Origin of the sequence: Winogradskya humida (assembly GCF_016862215.1) — a bacterium.
GTDB lineage: Bacteria > Actinomycetota > Actinomycetes > Mycobacteriales > Micromonosporaceae > Actinoplanes > Actinoplanes humidus.
Genome location: NZ_BOMN01000115.1, coordinates 78,771 through 97,039 on the forward strand (window position 1 = coordinate 78,771; position 18,269 = coordinate 97,039).

An 18,269-nucleotide genomic window follows, 5' to 3' on the forward strand; every position below is an offset into this window, starting at 1 on the left:
TCGCGGGTGAACGAGACTCTTGCTCAGACCATCGATGCCTTCGTGGGGTCGTTCAACAATCCGGACCTCGACAAGGTCATGTCGTTCTTCGCCGAGGACGCCGTCTACCTGCCGGGCAAGAAGCCCGAGCTGCACGGCCTCGCGGCCATCCGGGCGGAGTTCGCGCCGCAGTTCGCCGGGCGTTTCGGCGCGATGACCTTCGACGTCTACGACACGGTGATCGACGAGACCCGCCGCCGGGCCACGATCCGGTGGGCGTGCCGGCTGGACCTCACCGGCGACAACGGGCGGCGCGCCATGCCACTGCTGCGCTGGTTCGCCCGCGCACGCTACGGCGGGCGGGTGCAGTGGCATGGCCTAGACGTCTTCCACTTCGACACCGACGGGCGCATCTCGGGCAAATTCACTTACGCGACGTTCCGCCTGCCGCTGTGGGAAGCCGCCAAAAATCACCAGCCCAGATAGCTGCGGGTGAGCGCGGCCACCTGTTCGACCACCGCGATGCCGTCCTTCTGGCTCGGGTGGCCGTGGGACAGCACCGAGATCGACACGTCCGTCTTGTCGCCGGTGATCCGGCCGGTGCTGTTGATGATCCAGTGCCCATCCTCGGTGGAGCGGGAGAGCCAGCCGTTCTTGAGGGCGGTGCTCTCGCCGGCGAACGAGGCGGCGCTGACCCCCCAGCTCTGGTCCGCGTTGACCGTCGACATGAGCTGCGTCATCAGGTCCCTGGAGCCCTGGGTCAACGGGCCGGCGGGGTCGGCGAGGGCCTGCATCATCCGGATCTGGTCCTTCGCGGTGGTCAGGCTGAGACCGAACGAGGTGTCCGGGTCGGTGTCGTCGAGGCCGAGGCGGTGACAGGCCTCGCGCAGGCCCTCGGCGCCGCCGATGTCGTCGTAGACGCGGGTGGCCGCGGCGTTGTCGCTAGCCATGATCATTTTGTCGAGCCTGGTGCGTTCGGCGGCGGTGAGCGTACGGTCCTGGTCCTGGGTCCGCAGCAGCAGAGCCGCCATCAGCTCGACCTTGATGACGCTGGCAGCCTCGTAGGGGCGATCGCCCTGGTAGTCGTAGTGCCGCCCGGTCCTGCGGTCGTCGACCGCGACGGCGAAGTCCGGGACGGTGGCCGCGTATTCGTCCAGCGCCGCCGTCAGCTTGCCGACTCGCTGCTGCCAGGGGCCGGTCGCCTTGGACTTGTCGACGAGGTCACCCCGCTGCGGTCCCGGGTAGACGACCTCCGCGCGCTTCTTGAACTCGGATCCGAGGGTCTTCAGGTCCGTCGACTCCCGGCGGCCCACCGACGTCGGCTCGGGCAGGGCGGGGGACTGCCGGCCCTGCAGGGCGTCGCCGAGAAAATTGCGCCAGATGTCGTACGGCATGCCGTCGCCGTTGATCGCCTTGCCGTCCTTCTCCCTGATAGGCCCCGGCTTGTCACGGCCCACCCACACCGCCGCAGCCAGTTCCGGTGCCCAGCCGGCGGTCCACGCGTCGGACGAGTCGCCGGTGTCGCTCCATTGCTGCGAGCCGGTCTTCGCGGCGGCGTGGATGCCGGGGACGGTGCCGTCGTGCGCCACGACCTTCGCCAGGACGGCTCCGATGTCCGCGACCACGCCGGGGTCGAGGACCTCCTCGCTCTTCGTGAGGTGGCGGTGCAGGAAGTCGCCGTTGGCCGCGGTCACCGACTCGACGAAGTGCCGCTCCGCGCGCCGCCCGCTGGCCAGGGTGGCATAGAGGGTGGCGATGTCGGCCGGTGCGACCGGGTAACGGCCCAGGGCGATGTCGGACCGAGTACGGCCGGGTGCCGGCTCGCCCTTGAGGTCGACCAGGGTGTCCTGCTTGCCGTACCGCTCGGGAACCCCCAGCCGGTGCGCGAGATCGCGGACGGCGTCCGGCCCGATCTGCTCGGCCAGCGCGTAGTACGGCGTGTTCAGCGAGTAGACCATCGCGGTGTCGAGCGGGCAGATCGGGCACTGCAGGTTGCCCTGGTTGTAGAGCGGCGCGCCGCCCCGGTCGGTGAACAGCCGCGGCGAGGTGCCGTTGAACAGCGACTGGAAGCCGATGCCACGCTGCTCGGCGGCGGCGAGGACCACCGGTTTGAACGTCGACGCGGGCGGCCGGGCGGCCAGCGCGTCGTCGAAGTAGCCGCGGCCCCGGTCACCGCCGTAGTAGGCGCGCACCGCGCCGCTCTGCGGGTCGACGGCCACGAGGGCGGCGCGCAGCTCCTTCGGCTGGCCGTCGAGGGCGTCGCTGATCCGGCCGGTGGCCGCGGTCTGGGCGGTGGCGTCGATCGTGGTGGTGATGTGCAACCCGGCGGTGCGGAACTGCTGCCTGCTGATGCCCGCCCCGACGAGCTCGTCCTCCACCCGGTCCACGATCAGCCCGGCGGGACCGCTGACGGTGCTCGAGGTGACGGACTCCACGGCGACCGTCGGGTACGGCGTACTGCCGGCCGCGCTCCGCTCCAGCCAGCCCTGCTCGGCCATGGCCCGCAGGATCCACTTCCACCGCGCCTGCGCCCACGCCGGGTTCGCCGCCGGGTCGCCCTGGGTCGGATCCTTGACCATGGCGGCGAGCACCGCACCCTGGAACGCCGTCAGCTGATCGACACCCGTACCGAAATAGGCGCGGGAGGCGGCCTCGATGCCGTACGCGTCGCGGCCGAAGTAGATGGTGTTGAGATAGCGCTCGAGAATCTCGTCCTTGCTGAACCGATGCTCGACCTGCAAGGCGAGCGCCGCCTCCCGGGCCTTGCGGCTCACCGTCCGGTCCTGCGTGAGGTACGCGTTGCGGACGTACTGCTGCGTGATCGTGGACGCGCCCTGCCCGTCGTTGTGGAAGATGTTGGCCCACAGCGCACGCAGCAACCCCTTCGCCGAGACGCCGAAGTGGTCGTAGAACCCGCGGTCCTCGGCGGCCAGAAAAGCCTGCCTGACGGGTACGGGAACCTTGTCCAGGCTCACGTCGGTGCGATCGGTCAGCCCGACCCGCGTGAGGACCGTACGCCCATCGCGGTAATACAGCACCGAAGCCTGCGGCGGCGCCGGATCCGGTGGCAGCTCCACGCTCGCGACATAACCGCCTGCGGCCCCGATGAGCATCAGCACCGCTACCACGAGCCCCGCAACTACCCTGCGTAGCCACTTCGGCATCCACAGCCACCACCGCGGTGCCTTCCATTGCCGACGATTCCGGGTCGTTGCCGCATCCGCCACCGCTGGCATCGTGTACGCCCCTTAACGCTCCGTGGCGGCGCGGAGTGCGCCCCCCAGAGAGACGTTCCGGGGGTCGTTTTGGGTGGCACGAACCCCAAATTTAACGGAAATAGATGTTGAGTGATGGTTCGAGCATCGTGAAAGCACGCTCGGTCAGCTCGACCGGATCCGCCACACCGTCGCTGAGGGCCCAGCGCTCCATCGCGGTGTCGAAGGCGGTCAGCGCCATGCGTGTGGCGGCCTCGGGCTCGCCACGGCCCGCGCGCTCAGCGGCCCCGGCGTGCACGTGGTGCTCGCCGTGCGGGACGAGCGCAGGGGGCGGGCTGCGCAGGCGGAGCTGAGCGGCGGGTCGAGCGAGGTGCGGCTTGTCGACCTGGCCGACCTCGACTCGGTGCGGGCCTTCGCGGACGGTCTGGACCGGGTGGACGTACTGATCAACAACACCGGGGTGATGGCCCTGCCCCGCACGCTCAGTGAGCAGGGTCAGGAGATGCAGTCCGCGGTCAACCACCTGGCGCACTTCGCGCTCACCGGGCTGCTGCTCGACCGGCTGGCCACGGGAACGGACCTGCGAGTGGTCACCGTCAGTTCGGTGCTGCACTAGAACGGGCGCCTGGACTTCGACGACCTGGACGGCGCGCGCCACTACAGCGCGACCGGTGCGTACAACCAGTCGAAGCTGGCCAATGCGGTCTTCGGCCTGGAGCTGCACCGCCGGTTGTCTGCCGCGGCCTCGCCGGTCCGCAGCCTGCTCGCCCATCCCGGGTACGCCCGTACGGGCCTGCAAGCCGCCGTGCAACCCGGTCTCTACCGCACCGTGCTGACCAGAATCGGCAATCCGTTGCTCGTGGTCAGCGCCGAGCAGGGTGCCCGCCCGATGGTGTACGCGGCGACCAGCCCGGACGCGCACAGCGGCGAGTTCATCGGCCCGTCCGGTCTCGGTGGGATGCGGGGCGCCCCCGGCGTGATCCGGCCCGCCCCGGTCGCGACCGACCCGGAAGCCGCCCGCCGCCTGTGGGTGGTCTCCGAGGAGCTCACCGGCGTACGGTATCCGCTTCCGCAGCCCGCAGCCTGACCGGCTACAGGCTGGCGGCGGGCAGGGCGGCGGCGTCGCAGATGCGGTCCCGGCCCGCGTTCTTCGCCGCGTAGAGCGCGATGTCGGCGCGGCGATGAGCTGGTCGGAGGTCTCGATGCCGTCCCAGGTGGCGACGCCGGCGGAGAAGGTCTGGTCCTGCGGGGTGACCAGGCGCAGGCGTTCCAGCACGACGATGGCCTGGGAGATGTCCACGCCGGGCAGGACCGCGATGAACTCCTCGCCGCCGTAGCGGGCCAGGACGTCCGAGCGGCGTAGTGCGCTGTGCCAGGCGGCGGTGGCCTCCTTGAGCAGGCGGTCGCCGGCGGGGTGGCCGTACCGGTCGTTGAAGAGTTTGAAGCGGTCGAGGTCGATCATGGCGATGGCGACGGGGGTGTGCTCGGCCCGGGCCTGTTCCAGGACCCGGGGGAGCTCGTCCGTCCAGGCGCGGCGGTTCGGCAGGCCGGTCAGCTCGTCGCGGCGGGACAGCTCGTGCACCGCCCGGGACTGCCGTTCGGCCTGTTTCAGCAGCTGGGCCATGCGCGTTACCACCAGCAGGAACATGATGGCGGAGCCGATGGCGATGGCGATGCCGTTCTCGACCCGGCCCGCGATGTCCTGGGCGACCAGCAGCACCGGTGAGATCAGCACCGCGCCCGTGAGCAGGGCCAGTTGGGGAAGGCTCAGCCGGGACACGGCGGCCGCTCCCGTGCCGTGGTCGCGGAAGTCCGGTCGTCCGGCGGCGAGCGCCATCACGAGCAGGGACAGCATGTACAGCGCGTTGATCAGCCGGCCGGTCCACCAGAGCTGACCCCAGTCGCTGTTCAGATTGAACAGCAGCACCCAGGCGCAGTCGCCGGCCAGGTATCCGCCGATGGAGACCCCGATCCAGAACGGCGCCCGCCGGCCGCTGCTGCTGCGCAGCAGGAGGATGGTCAGCGCCAGCAGGGCGAGATCCGCGATCGGGTACGCCACGGTGACCAGCCGGGACAGCGGGGACCCGCCCGCGGAGTCGCGCCACGCGGGCTCGATCGCGTACACCCAGGCCAGCAACCCGATCCCGACGGTCACGGTGAGTGCGTCGACGAGCGCGGCCCAGTCGGTGCGTCGGTGCAGTGTCCGCAGCATCAACGTCAGACCTATGGCCATCGCGGGATAGAACGCGAGGAAGAGGTAGTCGGCGATGTCGGGGCCGTCGCCGGCGAACCAGTCGGTGCCGAGCTGGTCGGGCAGGGGAGCGGTGCACGTGCAGAGGACGGCGGCCGTCAGGAACCACCACGGCACCCGCTCGGCGCGGGGCAGCCCGCGGATGCCGACCAGGATGGCCGCCGCGCACGAGAGCCCGATGGGGACCTGGAACAGTATCTCCCACCACGGGCTCCGGGGCCCGGGAACGAAAATCGCCACCGCAGCGACCAGCGCGATCGCGTATATTCGCCAGCCGCGTCCCGCCACGTACCGATCACACCGCATCTGTGGTGACAAGGGCGGGAAACTACGGTGCAGCTTGGTTGCAACTCACCCGCGGCGGGGTGGGGCGCCGGCATAGAGATAGATGATCGGCTATTGACAATCCTGACTGCGGGCGGCGAGGCTCACGACGTTGTGTTACGCCTGTGTTGCGTGCGTCAGGGGGCGTCATGTCGGGGGATCGCCGCAGAGCCGTAGCGCGGATGGCAGGGCTGCTCGCCTTCCTGCTGCTTCTGCTGGGCACGCCGGGTTCGGCGATCGCCGCCCCGCGCCCGCCGGACGTGCGCGGGCAGAGCGTGCGCGCGGGTCATCTGCGGGTGCAGGTGCTCAGCCCGACGCTGCTGCGCCTGGAGTACGCCGCCGACGACTCGTTCGAGAACAGGCCCACGTTCACCGCGGTCGACCGGGCTCCGGGGCGTACCTGGTTCACCGCCTCGACCCGCGGCGGGGAGCTGAGCGTACGCACGAGCGCGGCCACCCTGCGCTACCAGCTCGGCAGCGGCCCGGTGACCCCCGCCAACACCACCCTCGAGCTGCGCGTCGGCGGCCGGACGACCAGCGTGCACCCGGCATTCGGCTCGCCGGCCCGGGACGACACGCTCGGCGGCTGGTACCGCGGCCTGGACTACTACGCGGGACAGGCCGGGCCGGTCGACCAGATCACGCTGCACCCCGGCATGCTCAACCGCGGCGGCTGGTACCTGCTCGACGACACCGCCACCGCGCTGCGCACCGGCGATGACTGGGTCACCGCCCGCCCGCAACGCACCGGCGCCTACCAGGACGGCTATCTGTTCGGCTACGGCCACGACTACCGGCGCGGGCTCGCGGATCTGCGGACGCTGACCGGCCCGTCCCTGCTCCCGGCAAAGTGGACGTTCGGCACCTGGTTCTCGAAGTACCAGGCGTACAGCGTCGCGGACTACGAGAACGAGCTGCTGCCCGCGTTCCGGGAGCACAACGTGCCGCTCGACTCGCTGGTGATGGACACCGACTGGAAGGCGCCGAACCAGTGGGCGGGCTGGAACTGGAACAACGAGCTGTTCCCCGACCCGCAGGGCTTCCTGAGCCGCCTCAACGCCCAGGGCATCAACCCGACGCTCAACGTGCACGCCGCGATCTCCGGTGACGATCCGCAGTTCGCCGCCGCACAGGCGACCGCGAAGGGCAAGCTGACCCCGGCGGCGAGCAGTTTCGCGCCAAACCCGTACCGCTTCGACTGGAGCGATCCGGACCAGGCCGCGGCCTACGAGCAACTGCACAAACCGTTCGAGGACCAGGGTGTACGCCAGTGGTGGCTGGACTACTGCTGCGATGACAGCGGCGTCAGCACGCCCGGCGTCACTGCGGACAGCTGGGTCAACGAGCTCTACAAGCGTGACGGCGAGCAGCGCGGACTGCGCGGTTTCTCGCTGGCCAGGATCGGCGCGAGCTTCCCGGCGTACAACGAGATCGGCTCTTCGGGACCCTGGGCCGAACATCGCAGCACGGTCCACTTCACGGGTGACACCCGCCCGGACTGGGAGACGTTGAAGTTCGCGGCCGCCATGACGCCGGCCGAGGCGAGCATCGGCCAGTCCTATGTCAGCCACGACATCGGCAGCTTCGCGGGCACCCACCTCAGCGACGACCTCTACCTGCGCTGGGTGCAGCTCGGAGCATTCCAGCCGATCCTGCGGCTGCACTCCGACCACGGCGACCGGCTGCCGTGGGAATACTCGGACACGGTCGGCGGTCCGGCCGCGGACTTCCTGCGCCTGCGGGAGTCGCTCGTGCCGTACCTCTACACGGCCGCGCGGCAGACCTACGACACCGGCATGCCGATGGCGCGGGCGCTCTATCTGCAGTGGCCGGAGCTCGACGAGGCCTACGAGCACGACACCCAGTACCTGCTCGGCGATTCGCTGCTCGTCGCTCCGGTGACCAAGCCGGGGCTGAGCACGACCACCCCGGTCTGGTTCCCGCCGGGCACCTGGACGGATTTCTTCACGGGCGAGACGTTCCAGGGCCCCGCGACACGAACGGTCGCTGCCACCCCCGATCACATTCCCGTGTACGCCCGGAGCGGCGCGATCATCGCCGGATCGCACCCGGCCGCCAACGTCGCCAAGCAGGAACGCGATCGGCTCAGGCTCACGGTCTACCCGCATGCCTCCGGCAGCACCTCGGTGTACGACGACGCCGGTGACGGGCTCGGCTACCGCAACGGCCAGTACGCCCGGATCCCCGTACGCTACGACGCCGGCCGCCGTTCCACGCTGACCGTCGGCCCGGTCGCCGGGACGTATCCCGGTGCGCCCAACGCTCGCCGGTACACAGTGGAGTTCGCCGGTGTCTCCCGGCCGCACGTCGTCACTGTCGGCGGGCGTCCCGCGGCGTTCACGTACGACGCGGTGAAGCATCTGCTCACGGTCGAGGTGCCGGCGGTGGCGCGCTCGCGGGCAGTCGCCGTCACCCACGACGGTGCTCCGCTGACGGTGACGCAGAAGCCGGCCGTGGACTTCACGTTCACGGCGCCGGACGGGCTGCAGTCCGGGGCCACCAGCAGCCTCGTGGCGGAGGCACGGAACGACGGGCCGGGGGCCATCAGCGCGTTGTCGGTGAGCGTGGCCACGCCGGAGGGCTGGGTCATCACCCCGCGCACGCCGACGACGGCGGCTTCCCTCGCGCCCGGAGCCACCTTCACGGTCACGTACGACGTCACGCCCGCCGGGGCATCGCCGCGCACAGCGAATGTGACGGCGCGGCTCGCGTACCGGAATCCTGATGGCAGCAGCGTGAGCCTGCCCGCGGCCCTGACCGTCCCCGCCCGTCCGGTTGCTGTCACGTTCCGCGTGCTCGCGCCGCCGGGCACCCCGGCCGACGCGACCCTCTACGTCCCCGGCAACATCGCCGAACTTGGCCCGTGGGACCCCGCCAAACTCGCGATGACCAACCGCGGCGACGGCATCTGGGAAGCCACGATCACGGTCCTCGACGGCACGGATATTCAATACAAGTACACCCGCGGCACCTGGGAGACCGTCGAGGAATGGGGCACGATCACCGGCACCAACAACCGCAGCGTCACCATCGACGGCGGCATCACCCACACCATGCTGGTCGACGACACCGCCACCACCTGGGACACCCCCGGCATCCCGGACACCCACCTCGCCGTCCACTACTGGCGCGACCCCCTCGTCGTCACGACCACGGGGACGACCATCACCTTCCAGCGCGACATCCAGCCCACGGGCGCGGACTACACCGGCACGGTAACGGTCACCGGCCCCGGCGGCGCGGTCCCGGTCACGGTCGCGGAGACCGGCCCGGGAACGCTGGTCTGGACACCCGCGACGCCGCTCCCACCGGGCTCCTACACACTCACCGTGACCGGCGTGAGCAGCACGGGCGCCGCCGGCGTCCCGATCCAGAAGCCCTACACCACCACGTTCACGGTCAGCTGAGAACCAGGCGCTCGATCTCGAGAACCGGGTCGTGCCCGGCGTACACCCGCGCGAGCCGGTCCACGTTCGCCCTGATCGGCTTGTCCTCGGTGGCGCCGGCGACCACGACGGGTACGCCCGCCGCCAGGGCCTGCTGGGTGCCGCTCGCGCCGCCGTTGGTCACGAGCACCGCGGCCTTCGGCAACAGGGCATGGAACGGGATGAAGCCGGCCACCCGGGCGTTGCCGGGGACAGGGATCGAGATGCGGCCGGGATCCTGTCCGCCGAGGGCCGCGACGACGGTGACGTCCAGGTCGGCGAGCCCGGCGAGCGTGGGCTCGACCAGCTGGGAGAGGTCATGGTTGGCCACCGTGCCCTGGGTGACCACGACAACGGGCCGTGAACCGTCGAGCTCCGCCCACCAGGCGGGCGGCTGCCAGTCCGCGTGCGCCTCGGCGGGCAGGACCCCGATGAGGTGGACGTTCTCCGGCAGGTCGCCGCACTCGAACCCGGGAACCGTCAGGATCGCGGTCCGGTCCGGCACTGCGCGCCCGCAGCCCCGAGATTCGGCGATCGCCGCGACCAGAAACTCTTCCTCGTCACCGCCCGCTCCGGCACCGGCCACGACACCAAACTCCGTACCCTCAGCCGCCTATGACAGTGTCGCTACACTTCCGCCCATGCGGCGTACCGATGTCATCGTGCCTGGGCATCTGATCTCCGGCCTGGAGATTCCACCGCTGGCGGTGACCACCGGGGTGGCCGACATCGAATGGGTGGACGTGCCGGCGCAGGGCTGGTTCTCGAGAAAGCAGCCCGCACAGCGGCTTCCGCTGGATCCGCGTAGTGCAAGGCTTGCCCGGCGCTACGTGAGGCGCAGGCCCTGGTATCTGGTGATCGGGATTGGCCTCTGGCTTGCCTTGCTGGCTGGCCTCGTCGTCGATCCGCCCGGCCGGCTCGGGGTGGTGGCGCACTTCGCCGTGTGGATCGCTTTCCTCGTGTGGACCCTGCCGATCGTCGGCGGGGCGTTGCCTCCGCAGACGCTGTCCCGCAGCCGGGACGGTGACCTGCGCATCCGGCATGTCCCGGTGGAGGTCGCAGAGCAGTGGGTGCAGCGCAATCCCGGGGTGGTGGCCGGCGGTGACCCGGCTCCGCGGTCGCATTCCCGGACCTTCTACGCCGGCTGGGCGGCCGCTCTGATCGGTGTGGCGATCGTGTTGTGGGTGACGGTGACCAGCGACGTCGTGCTGTGGATGCTGGTGCCGGCGGGGTTGATCGCCGGTGTCGTGGTGGCTTTGAAATTGTTTCCGCCGGGCTATATCGGCTTCGGCGAGAGGGATTTCTGAGACAGGCCGCGGTCGAGGAAATCGATCAGCCATTCGAAGCTCTGGTCGGTGTCGGCGTTCCATTGGAAGCCCGCGGCGTTCTGGATGGTGGCGAAGCCGTGCAGGGTGCTGCGCAGGGTCCGCAGGGCGTGGGTCCGGTCGGCCGGCGCGATCCGGTAACCGCGCAGCACCGCGCCGAGCGACTCGATCACCCGGGCACTCGCGGCGCCGAGTTCGGGGCCGGTGAAGATGCCGATCGTGGCGGCGTAGCGGCCGGGGTGGCCCGTCAGGTAGGAGCGCATGGCGCGGGCAGCTGCGGCCAGGGCGTCGCGGCCGGCGTACCCCTGGGTGGCGTCGCGCAGGGCGTCGCCGAGCTCGGTCGCCGCCAGGGTGGCGAGGTTCTGGTGGAGCTCGGCGAGGCTGTCGATGTGTTTGTAGAGCGAGGGGGTGCGTACGCCGAGCCGCTCGGCGACCAGGCGCATCGTCACCTGGCCGAAGCCGCGCTCGTCGGCGAGCTCGGCTGCGGCGGCGACGACGGTGGCCCGGTCGAGCCCGGCCCTAGGCACGGACGGCCGCGGCCAGGAACGGGAGCATGTGGGTCACCACCTGGTCGGGGAACTGGGTGTGCGGGTAGTGCCCGGCGCCTTCGACGAGCGCCAGGGTGGCCACGCCGGCGGGCATCGCGGCGACGATCGCCTCGCCCTCGGCCTTCGGGTCGGCCCAGTCGGGGTCGAGGGTGCCCTCGATGATCAGCGCGGGGCAGCGCACCGAGCCGAGCTGGGCGCCCGCGTCGGCCGGGGTGGACTGGGTCATCTTCTGCAGGGTCTTCATCCGGCCGGGCTCGCGCAGGTTGGCCTCGATCCGGGCGAGCTGGCCGGTCCAGTCGGCGGGCCGCTGACCGGGGTAGGAGACCTCGAGGTACGCGAGCCACTGCTTGACGCTGCCGAACATGGCGCCGGCGAGGTGCACCGAACCCTGCCGGACCCGCTTGACCCGCAGGGCGGCGACGCTGAAGGCCTGGGCGCGGGTGAACGGGGCGAGCTCGACGATCGCGCTGACCAGCTCGGGTGCGGTGGCCGCGGCGATGGTGACCGCGCCACCGGAGATCGAATGCCCGACCAGCACGGCCGGCCCGCCCAGGTGGCGGATCAGGGCGACAAGATCACCGGCGATATCCGTACGCGTAAAGCCCGTGAAGGTCACGTCGGACTCCCCGGCACCGCGCAGATCGGTCACCGCGACCCGGTAGCCGGCGCTCACCAGCTGCGGGACGACGAACCGGTAGGCGTCGCGGCTCTCGCCCATGCCGGGTGCGAGGACGACGAGCGGACCCTCGCCGGACACCTCGTAAGCGATGCGCCCGCCGTCAACGTTCAGGAACTCGGTCATGACTACCTCCAGGTACGGCTAATTGCGTTAGCTATAAGCTAAGCCCATTAGCCAGACCTGTCAACATCACGTTTTCGGTACGCCCTACGAGGCCTCACACGCCTCGCGGGCGGGACGGCAGGACCGGCCCGAGCCCAGCGCGAGCGTGGCCGCGGCGATGCCGGTGTCGAGCCTGTCCCGGACGCTCGCCAGGTCGGTGAGCATCCGGTCGATGCGCTCCCGCTCGGCCGACAGCAGATCGAGCATCTCCGGGGTCACCCCACCGGTCTCGATGTGCGGCAGGATGGCGACGATCGACTTGCTGGGCAGCCCCGCGGCATAGAGCTGCTGGATCACCCACACCTGGTCCACCGCGTCGTCCGCGTAGTGCCGGGTGCCGCCGGCGCTGCGCTGCGACGCGAGCAGCCCCTGCTCCTCGTAGTACCGCAGGGCCCGCACGCTCACGCCGGCCGCCGCGGCGAGTTCACCAATGCGCATTTCCGCCTCCCGGGTGCCTCGATACCAGCCTAATGGGAGCTGCTGGGTCAGCCGCTGGCAGACTCAGTGCCTGGTAGCCGCAGGCAGGTGAGCACTCCCGCCGCTTGGACCGATGTTGAGTCCTGAGGTTAGAACGTGTCCCTGTCTGTGGTCGGGAGATGAACGGCTGAGGGGGTGTCGTGCCCGCCGGGTGTTGGCGAGAGCACTGGTCCATTAGGGTGCTGGAGTCTTCCGCGGGCTGCTGACCTAGAGCGTGGCAGAGCGGAGACGGTAGTGCTGTTCGTCGGTGATGACTGGGCGGAAGACCATCACGACGTGGAGGTGCAGGACGCGCACGGCCGGGCGATACGGGCGGCCCGGCTGCTGGAGGGCGTGGACGGGATGACCCGGTTCCACGAACTCGTCGCCGGGTTCCTGCCCGTTGACGCCAAGCCTTCAGACGTGCTGGTGTGTATCGAAACTGGCCGTGGGTCGTGGGTTCGGGCGCTGGTCGCGGCCGGTTACCAGGTTTACGGGGTGAACCCGAAGCAGGCCGCCCGGCATCGTGAGTTGTTGTCTCTGCCGGGGGCCAAGAGCGACAAGGCCGACGTGTACAGCCTGGCTGACATGGTCCGGACTGGCCGTCACCAGCTGCGTCAGGTCGCCGCGGATTCCGACCTGGCCGAGGCCGTCAAGGTCGTGGCCCGGGCACACCAGACGCTGATCTGGGAACGCACCCGCCACACCCTGCGGCTGCGGGCAGCGCTACGCGACTACTTCCCGGCGGCGCTGGTGGCCTGTCAGGTGTTGACGCTCACTGGTGCCGACGCCCTGGAACTGCTGGCGAAGGCGCCCACCCCGGCTGCGGCGGCGAAGCTGACCGTCACGCAGATCAGCGCTGCGTTGAAGAAGGCCCGACGACGTGATATCGCGGCCAAGGCCACGGCGATCCAGCAGGCCCTGCGCACCGAGCACCTGGGCCAGGCCGACGTCGTCGCCGGCGCCTACGCCGCTACCGTCCGCGTCACCGTCGCGGTCTTGCAGACCCTCAACACCGAGATCCGCACCCTTGAAGGGCAGGTCGAGGCCTATTTTGGCCAGCACCCGGACGCTGAGGTCTACCTCAGCCAGCCCGGCATCGGCGTGATTCTCGGCGCCCGGGTGCTCGCAGAGTTCGGCGACGCAGCGGGCCGCTACGCCGACGCGAAGTCCCGCAAGAACTACGCCGGCACCGCACCGATCACCCGCCAGTCCGGCAAATCCAAGACCGTGCACGCCCGATTCATCCACAACGACCGCCTCGTCGACGCATTACACATGCAAGCCGGCGCCGCGATCCTGCACGACCCCGGCGTCCGCGCCTACTACGACGAACTACGCCGCCGCGAAATCGGCCACAACGCCGCCCTGCGCCAGGTCGGTAACCGACTCGTCGGCATCCTCCACGGCTGCCTCAAAACCACTAGCCACTACAGCCAGACAACCGCCTGGTCACACCACACCCAACCCGCGGCAGCTTGACACTCCCAGCACCTGGGGTGTCTAACCACTGGGTAGCGTGGGCCGATGACCGACAAGGCCGACCTCAAACGCGAGATCAGCACCTACCGGGCACCACGCGGCCGGTTCGAGCTCGTGGACGTGCCCGAGCTGCGGTACCTCATGATCGACGGGCACGGCGACCCGAACACCGGCACGGCGTTCGCGGACGCGACGGCGGCGCTCTACCCCCTGGCGTACAAACTGAAGTTCGCCAGTAAGAAGATCCTGGGGCGCGACTATGTCGTCATGCCCTTGGAGGGACTGTGGTGGGCGGATGACATGGAGACGTTCACCGCGGCGCGGGACAAGTCCCGATGGGACTGGACGCTGATGATCCTGGTCCCGGAGTGGATCGGCGACGAGCTGCTGGCCGGGGCGGGGGACTGGGGCGCGGTCCGGCTGGGCTCGCTGAGTGAGGGGCGGTGCGTGCAGACCCTGCACATCGGGTCGTACGACGACGAGGCCGGCGTGCTGGCGCGGATGCACGACGAGTTCATCCCGGGCAACGGGCTGCGGATGACCGGGAAGCACCACGAGATCTACCTCAGCGATGCTCGCAAGGTGGCGCCGGAGAAGCTTCGGACGATCCTCAGGCAGCCGGTCGAACCGGTCTGAGGGCTACTTGTCGCTCTGCTCGGCCCAGGGGTCGATCGCCGGCATGCTGCCCGTGTGCGGGGACGGCTCGGGCTGCGGCGGGAAGCTGAACGGCGGCGGGGCCGGGGTGCCGTACGGCGGCGGGGTCGGGGTGATGTAAGGGTTGTAGCCGGTCTGCTGGTGCTGCATCGGTGGGTAGGCCGGTCCGAGGATCTGCTGGGCGCGCATCAGCAGCCGGGCATGGAAGTAGCGGTTCGACGGTGGCACCACGAGCAGGACCAGGGCCGCCAGCCCCGCGAGGACGACCAGGATGTCGAGGACGCCGGCGCTGATGCCGTACGCGGCGGGCAGGGTCCGGGCGAGCGTGGCGCTGCCGGTCTCGACGAAGTAGCCGGCCGGCCGGTGCAGCCCGTTGGTCATCGTGGCGAAGCCGCCGCAGAACAGGAAGATGCCGCCGAGCACCAGCGTGGTGATGCGGGCGTTCTTGCGGCCGTGGCGGTTCAGGATGGCGAGGATGCAGACACCCGCGGCGACGAGCAGGTCGAACGTCGCACCGGCCACGCTCGCGAACCCGGAGCCGGTCTTGCCGGTGTAGGAGTCGCGGTAGACGCTGAGGCCCGTGTTGGTGAAGACCAGGTCGAGGACGGCCCCGAGCAGGGTCAGACCGGCGACGCCGAACAACAGCGCGCTGGAGAGACGCACTGTTGCCGGCGGCGTGACCGGCATCGGTTCCGCTGGATGCATGCCAGACAAGTTAGTCCCCGGCCACCAGGCGGGCTGCCCCGGCCCGCGTTTTACCTGCTCAGAGATGGTGTGGTCAACCCCAGCAGGCAAGCTCGCCCCGGGCCAGGCATACGGTCAGCGACCCGTCCGGGCCGGTGATCGCCCACGACTCGACGTCGGCGTCGGCATCGACCACCAGCTCTGAGCCGCTGACGAAGCAGATCCGCAGTTCGTTGCCCGCCCCCGTACGCGCCGACCGGACAACATCCCCGAGCAGCGTCGCCACGACGTCCGACGCATCGGCACCCGGCTCGACATCAACCCTGCCGCGAGGCGTGTTCAGGTGGGCGAGGCTCTCGATCAGCACCCGGAACCCGCCCGAAAGACCCAGCTCGACGGCATGCCCCAGCTGCACGTACTCCAGCTTGCGCCCGTCCAGCAGCTCGACCCGCTGTGCCTGCCGCGGGCGGCGCCCGGCGTCCGTGTCGGCGTCCAGGACTGACAACATGAATACCTCGATCGGCGAGTCGGGCCACTGACACGCTGGACGTTAGCCGGGACTTTCATAAGAGAGCCTTAAAGGTTCGAAGCAGGTTGAATTTCCGTCAGCGGGCCTGCTGCCGGGCGATCGGGTACACGGGCTCCGGGTCGTCGAGGAACCCGCCGCCGCGGTGGCGCAGGAACCGGTCGAAGAAGCCGCTCAGGTAGCGGTCCAGGGTGCGCAGGGCCAGCCGCGGATCGAGGGTGCCGATGTCGTCGCGTACGGTCGCCGGGTCGAGCCGCAGCGGACCCGCCACCTGCGGAAGCACCACCTCGGCGTCCGTGAACGACGCGTGCCGGGAACCGGTCAGCGTCAGGGCTGCCTTCCAGCCGGTGCTGTGCGCCCAGAACGACGTCCACGACGGATCGTTGGTGATCGTCTCGCCCGTCCCGTCGCTGCCCACGAGGAGAAACGGCCGGTCCAGCCCGCGCTGCGCCACCGGCGACAGGACCTCCGGGTCGAGCGGGTCGAGGCCCATCGTGCCGTCGAGGTTGATACCGGCCCTGATCCGCGGGTCGGCCGCCATCGCCGCGGCCGTGGCGAACCCGCCCGCCGAATGCCCGAACATCCCCACCGCGTCCAGGTCGATCCGCCCGCGCAGACCGGCCGCGGTCACGCCGCCGAGCTGGTCGAGCACGAACGACGTGTCGGCGACCCGGGTCGCCATCATCCCGCTGACCCAGGCGACGGTCGGCTCGGCACCACTGAGCAGCACCAGCCGCCCGTCGGGAAACTCCACCTCGGGTGACTCGCCGGTGTTGTCGATGGTCACCACCAGGTAGCCCGCGGCGGCCAGCTGCTCGACCAGCGTCGTCGACCAGGTGCGAGGCTCGCCCAGCCCCGGCGAGTAGAGCACCACGGGCAGCTTCCCGGCCCGCCTGTCAACCGGCGCGTTCAGCGTCGCGTGAGTGCCGATCGACGCCCAGTCCACTTTCCCCACCGGCAGTCCGAGACCCAGGTAGTCGTTGACCGTCACGGCATCAAAATGCGCGGCAGCGGCGTCGAGCATGTAGGGCGCCGCAGGTCCGGGCCGCGTCACGGCGGCGGGATAGAAGAGACTCACCATGAGCTCGCGGTCCTGCCGCCCGCGATCGATCAGGTGCAGCGTCGTCTCACCCACGCGATAGGGCCCGGTGGGTGCCGGCAGTGACACCAGGGCCTCGGCCTGTGCGGGAATGCCCACGGCCAGCATCGCCGCTACGACCACGGCGGCAAGCGTTTTCCGATATCTCATAACGGGCGACGCTAAGAGTCAGGTGCCGCCCGGTGCGTACCCCCGGAGAGCCATCTTTCCCGTAGCTCTCCGGGGGTAGACCTGTAGCTCTCCGGGGGTGGATACGCCGGGTCAGCTGCTGATCGCGCTGGTGATGGCGGCGTTGGTGTTGCCGCGGCTCACCGCCCGGTCGCCCGCCCGGCGGGCCTGCTCCGGGGTCGCGCCGCCGGCCGCGGCCTTCAGCGTGGCATCACGCCGGACCTCGTCGAGTCGTGCCTGTCGCTTGCTGCGTAGCTTGCTCCAGATGGACATCACTGCGACGTTCCCGGAGTGATCATCGGTAAACCTCAGAGGAGTCGCACGAGGGCGGCCGTCGCGGGATCCCGCGGATCGGCCTCGGCACGCAGCGCGGCGGCCGTCTGCGCGGCGCCGCTCATACGGCCCAGCGTAGCCCTGTCGGGGTGCTGGCTGGCCGGGGTGCGGCCGGGCACCGTCAGGGCATGAAAACATGGTTCATCACGGGTGCTTCCCGCGGCTTCGGGCACGTCTGGGCCCGGGCGGCCCTCGATCGCGGCGACCGGGTCGCCGCAACGGCACGAAACCCCCGGGACCTTCAGGACCTGAGCGATGGGTACGGCGACCGCGTCCTGCCCCTGACCCTGGACGTGACGGACCGCCCGGCGGTGTTCGCGGCGGTGGCGTCGGCCGTGGCGGCGTTCGGCGGGCTGGACGTCGTGGTCAACAACGCGGGTTACGGGTTGTTCGGCATGGTCGAGGAGGTGACCGAGGAGCAGGCCCGCGCGCAGATGGAGACCAACTTCTTCGGTGCTCTCTGGGTGACCCAGGCCGTGCTGCCGGTGCTGCGCGGGCAGGGCCGCGGGCACATCCTGCAGGTGTCGAGCATCGGTGGCATCGGCGCCTTCCCGACGCTCGGGCTCTACAACGCGTCGAAGTGGGCGCTGGAGGGGCTCAGCGAGGCGGTGGCCGCGGAGCTTGCCCCGCTGGGCCCGAAGGTGACGATCGTCGAACCGGGCCCGTTCGGCACCGACTGGTCCGGCGGATCGGCCGTGCACGGCGAGCCGATCGCGGCCTACGAGCCGGTGCGTGAGGCACGCCGGGCCGGTGCCGCTGCCCGTACGCCGGCCGGCCCGGAGGTGACCGCGAAGGTGATTCTTCAGCTCGTCGACGCCGAGGAGCCGCCGCTGCGGTTGTTCGTCGGCCCGTACCCGTACGCGGTCGCGGAGAAGTTGTACCGCGACCGGCTGGCCACCTGGAACGACTGGCGATGGCTGGCCGAACAGGCGGGGTGA

16 protein-coding genes and 1 pseudogene are annotated in these 18,269 nt (G+C 70.2%); 7 read left to right on the forward strand and 10 right to left on the reverse strand.

The annotated features are described in order from the left end of the window. The first annotated feature begins 6 nt into the window (after positions 1 to 6). Positions 7 to 465, forward strand: coding sequence for a YybH family protein (locus Ahu01nite_RS40265; protein WP_203842020.1), 459 nt, complete (start codon positions 7 to 9; stop codon positions 463 to 465). Here the strand turns inward: Ahu01nite_RS40265 and Ahu01nite_RS40270 are convergent. Next, a complete protein-coding gene (locus Ahu01nite_RS40270) occupies positions 450 to 3,143 on the reverse strand; it encodes a transglycosylase domain-containing protein (RefSeq protein WP_239159517.1) in 2,694 nt (897 codons plus the stop codon). The two genes, Ahu01nite_RS40265 and Ahu01nite_RS40270, sit on opposite strands and share 16 nt — an antisense overlap. Before the next feature lie 352 nt (positions 3,144 to 3,495). Between Ahu01nite_RS40270 and Ahu01nite_RS51725 the strand changes: the two genes are divergently transcribed. Next, positions 3,496 to 3,810 carry an SDR family NAD(P)-dependent oxidoreductase gene (locus Ahu01nite_RS51725; RefSeq protein ID WP_307794707.1) on the forward strand — a complete coding sequence of 105 codons (315 nt, stop codon included), beginning with the start codon at positions 3,496 to 3,498 and terminating at the stop codon, positions 3,808 to 3,810. 684 nt (positions 3,811 to 4,494) lie between these two features. Here the strand turns inward: Ahu01nite_RS51725 and Ahu01nite_RS51730 are convergent. Further along, positions 4,495 to 5,751 (reverse strand): annotated as a pseudogene (locus tag Ahu01nite_RS51730) (GGDEF domain-containing protein); the annotation flags it as partial. Positions 5,752 to 5,918: 167 nt separating this feature from the next. Between Ahu01nite_RS51730 and Ahu01nite_RS40285 the strand changes: the two are divergent. Beyond that, positions 5,919 to 9,197, forward strand: a complete 3,279-nt coding sequence (locus Ahu01nite_RS40285; RefSeq protein ID WP_239159519.1) for a TIM-barrel domain-containing protein — start codon at positions 5,919 to 5,921, stop codon at positions 9,195 to 9,197. Here Ahu01nite_RS40285 and Ahu01nite_RS40290 read toward each other — a convergent pair. After that, positions 9,190 to 9,801 carry a glycosyltransferase gene (locus Ahu01nite_RS40290; RefSeq protein WP_203842022.1) on the reverse strand — a complete coding sequence of 204 codons (612 nt, stop codon included), beginning with the start codon at positions 9,799 to 9,801 and terminating at the stop codon, positions 9,190 to 9,192. The genes Ahu01nite_RS40285 and Ahu01nite_RS40290 overlap by 8 nt on opposite strands. A 55-nt stretch (positions 9,802 to 9,856) precedes the next feature. Here Ahu01nite_RS40290 and Ahu01nite_RS40295 point away from each other — a divergent pair, with 55 nt between their 5' ends. Then, positions 9,857 to 10,522, forward strand: a complete 666-nt coding sequence (locus Ahu01nite_RS40295) for a hypothetical protein (protein WP_203842023.1) — start codon at positions 9,857 to 9,859, stop codon at positions 10,520 to 10,522. Here the strand turns inward: Ahu01nite_RS40295 and Ahu01nite_RS40300 are convergent. The 3 genes from Ahu01nite_RS40300 to Ahu01nite_RS40310 form a co-directional block, all read right to left on the reverse strand. Continuing rightward, the gene (locus Ahu01nite_RS40300; protein ID WP_203842024.1) at positions 10,492 to 11,067 is read right to left on the reverse strand and encodes a TetR/AcrR family transcriptional regulator; all 576 of its coding nucleotides are present in this window, start codon (positions 11,065 to 11,067) and stop codon (positions 10,492 to 10,494) included. The two genes, Ahu01nite_RS40295 and Ahu01nite_RS40300, sit on opposite strands and share 31 nt — an antisense overlap. Next, positions 11,060 to 11,890: an alpha/beta fold hydrolase gene (locus tag Ahu01nite_RS40305; protein ID WP_203842025.1), complete on the reverse strand. Its 831-nt coding sequence runs from the start codon at positions 11,888 to 11,890 to the stop codon at positions 11,060 to 11,062. Before Ahu01nite_RS40305 ends, Ahu01nite_RS40300 begins: the two co-directional genes overlap by 8 nt. A gap of 84 nt (positions 11,891 to 11,974) precedes the next feature. Continuing rightward, positions 11,975 to 12,367, reverse strand: coding sequence for a MerR family transcriptional regulator (locus Ahu01nite_RS40310; protein WP_203842026.1), 393 nt, complete (start codon positions 12,365 to 12,367; stop codon positions 11,975 to 11,977). A 273-nt stretch (positions 12,368 to 12,640) separates the two neighbouring features. Between Ahu01nite_RS40310 and Ahu01nite_RS40315 the strand changes: the two genes are divergently transcribed. Both Ahu01nite_RS40315 and Ahu01nite_RS40320 read left to right on the forward strand, forming a co-directional pair. Beyond that, the gene (locus Ahu01nite_RS40315) at positions 12,641 to 13,867 is read left to right on the forward strand and encodes an IS110 family RNA-guided transposase (RefSeq protein WP_203842027.1); all 1,227 of its coding nucleotides are present in this window, start codon (positions 12,641 to 12,643) and stop codon (positions 13,865 to 13,867) included. Positions 13,868 to 13,912: 45 nt separating this feature from the next. After that, on the forward strand, positions 13,913 to 14,503 hold the full coding sequence (locus Ahu01nite_RS40320; RefSeq protein ID WP_203842028.1) for a GyrI-like domain-containing protein: 591 nt from the start codon (positions 13,913 to 13,915) through the stop codon (positions 14,501 to 14,503). A 3-nt stretch (positions 14,504 to 14,506) separates the two neighbouring features. Here the strand turns inward: Ahu01nite_RS40320 and Ahu01nite_RS40325 are convergent, their stop codons facing one another. The 4 genes from Ahu01nite_RS40325 to Ahu01nite_RS40340 form a co-directional block, all read right to left on the reverse strand. Then, positions 14,507 to 15,226, reverse strand: coding sequence for a hypothetical protein (locus Ahu01nite_RS40325; protein ID WP_203842029.1), 720 nt, complete (start codon positions 15,224 to 15,226; stop codon positions 14,507 to 14,509). A 73-nt stretch (positions 15,227 to 15,299) separates the two neighbouring features. Then, positions 15,300 to 15,713, reverse strand: a complete 414-nt coding sequence (locus Ahu01nite_RS40330; RefSeq protein WP_203842030.1) for a DUF6188 family protein — start codon at positions 15,711 to 15,713, stop codon at positions 15,300 to 15,302. 97 nt (positions 15,714 to 15,810) lie between these two features. Beyond that, positions 15,811 to 16,980, reverse strand: coding sequence for an alpha/beta hydrolase family protein (locus Ahu01nite_RS40335; protein ID WP_203842031.1), 1,170 nt, complete (start codon positions 16,978 to 16,980; stop codon positions 15,811 to 15,813). A gap of 111 nt (positions 16,981 to 17,091) precedes the next feature. Beyond that, entirely contained in the window at positions 17,092 to 17,271 is a 180-nt protein-coding gene (locus Ahu01nite_RS40340; RefSeq protein WP_203842032.1) for a hypothetical protein, read from the reverse strand. Between the two features lie 188 nt (positions 17,272 to 17,459). Between Ahu01nite_RS40340 and Ahu01nite_RS40345 the strand changes: the two genes are divergently transcribed. Continuing rightward, positions 17,460 to 18,269 carry an SDR family NAD(P)-dependent oxidoreductase gene (locus Ahu01nite_RS40345; RefSeq protein WP_203842033.1) on the forward strand — a complete coding sequence of 270 codons (810 nt, stop codon included), beginning with the start codon at positions 17,460 to 17,462 and terminating at the stop codon, positions 18,267 to 18,269.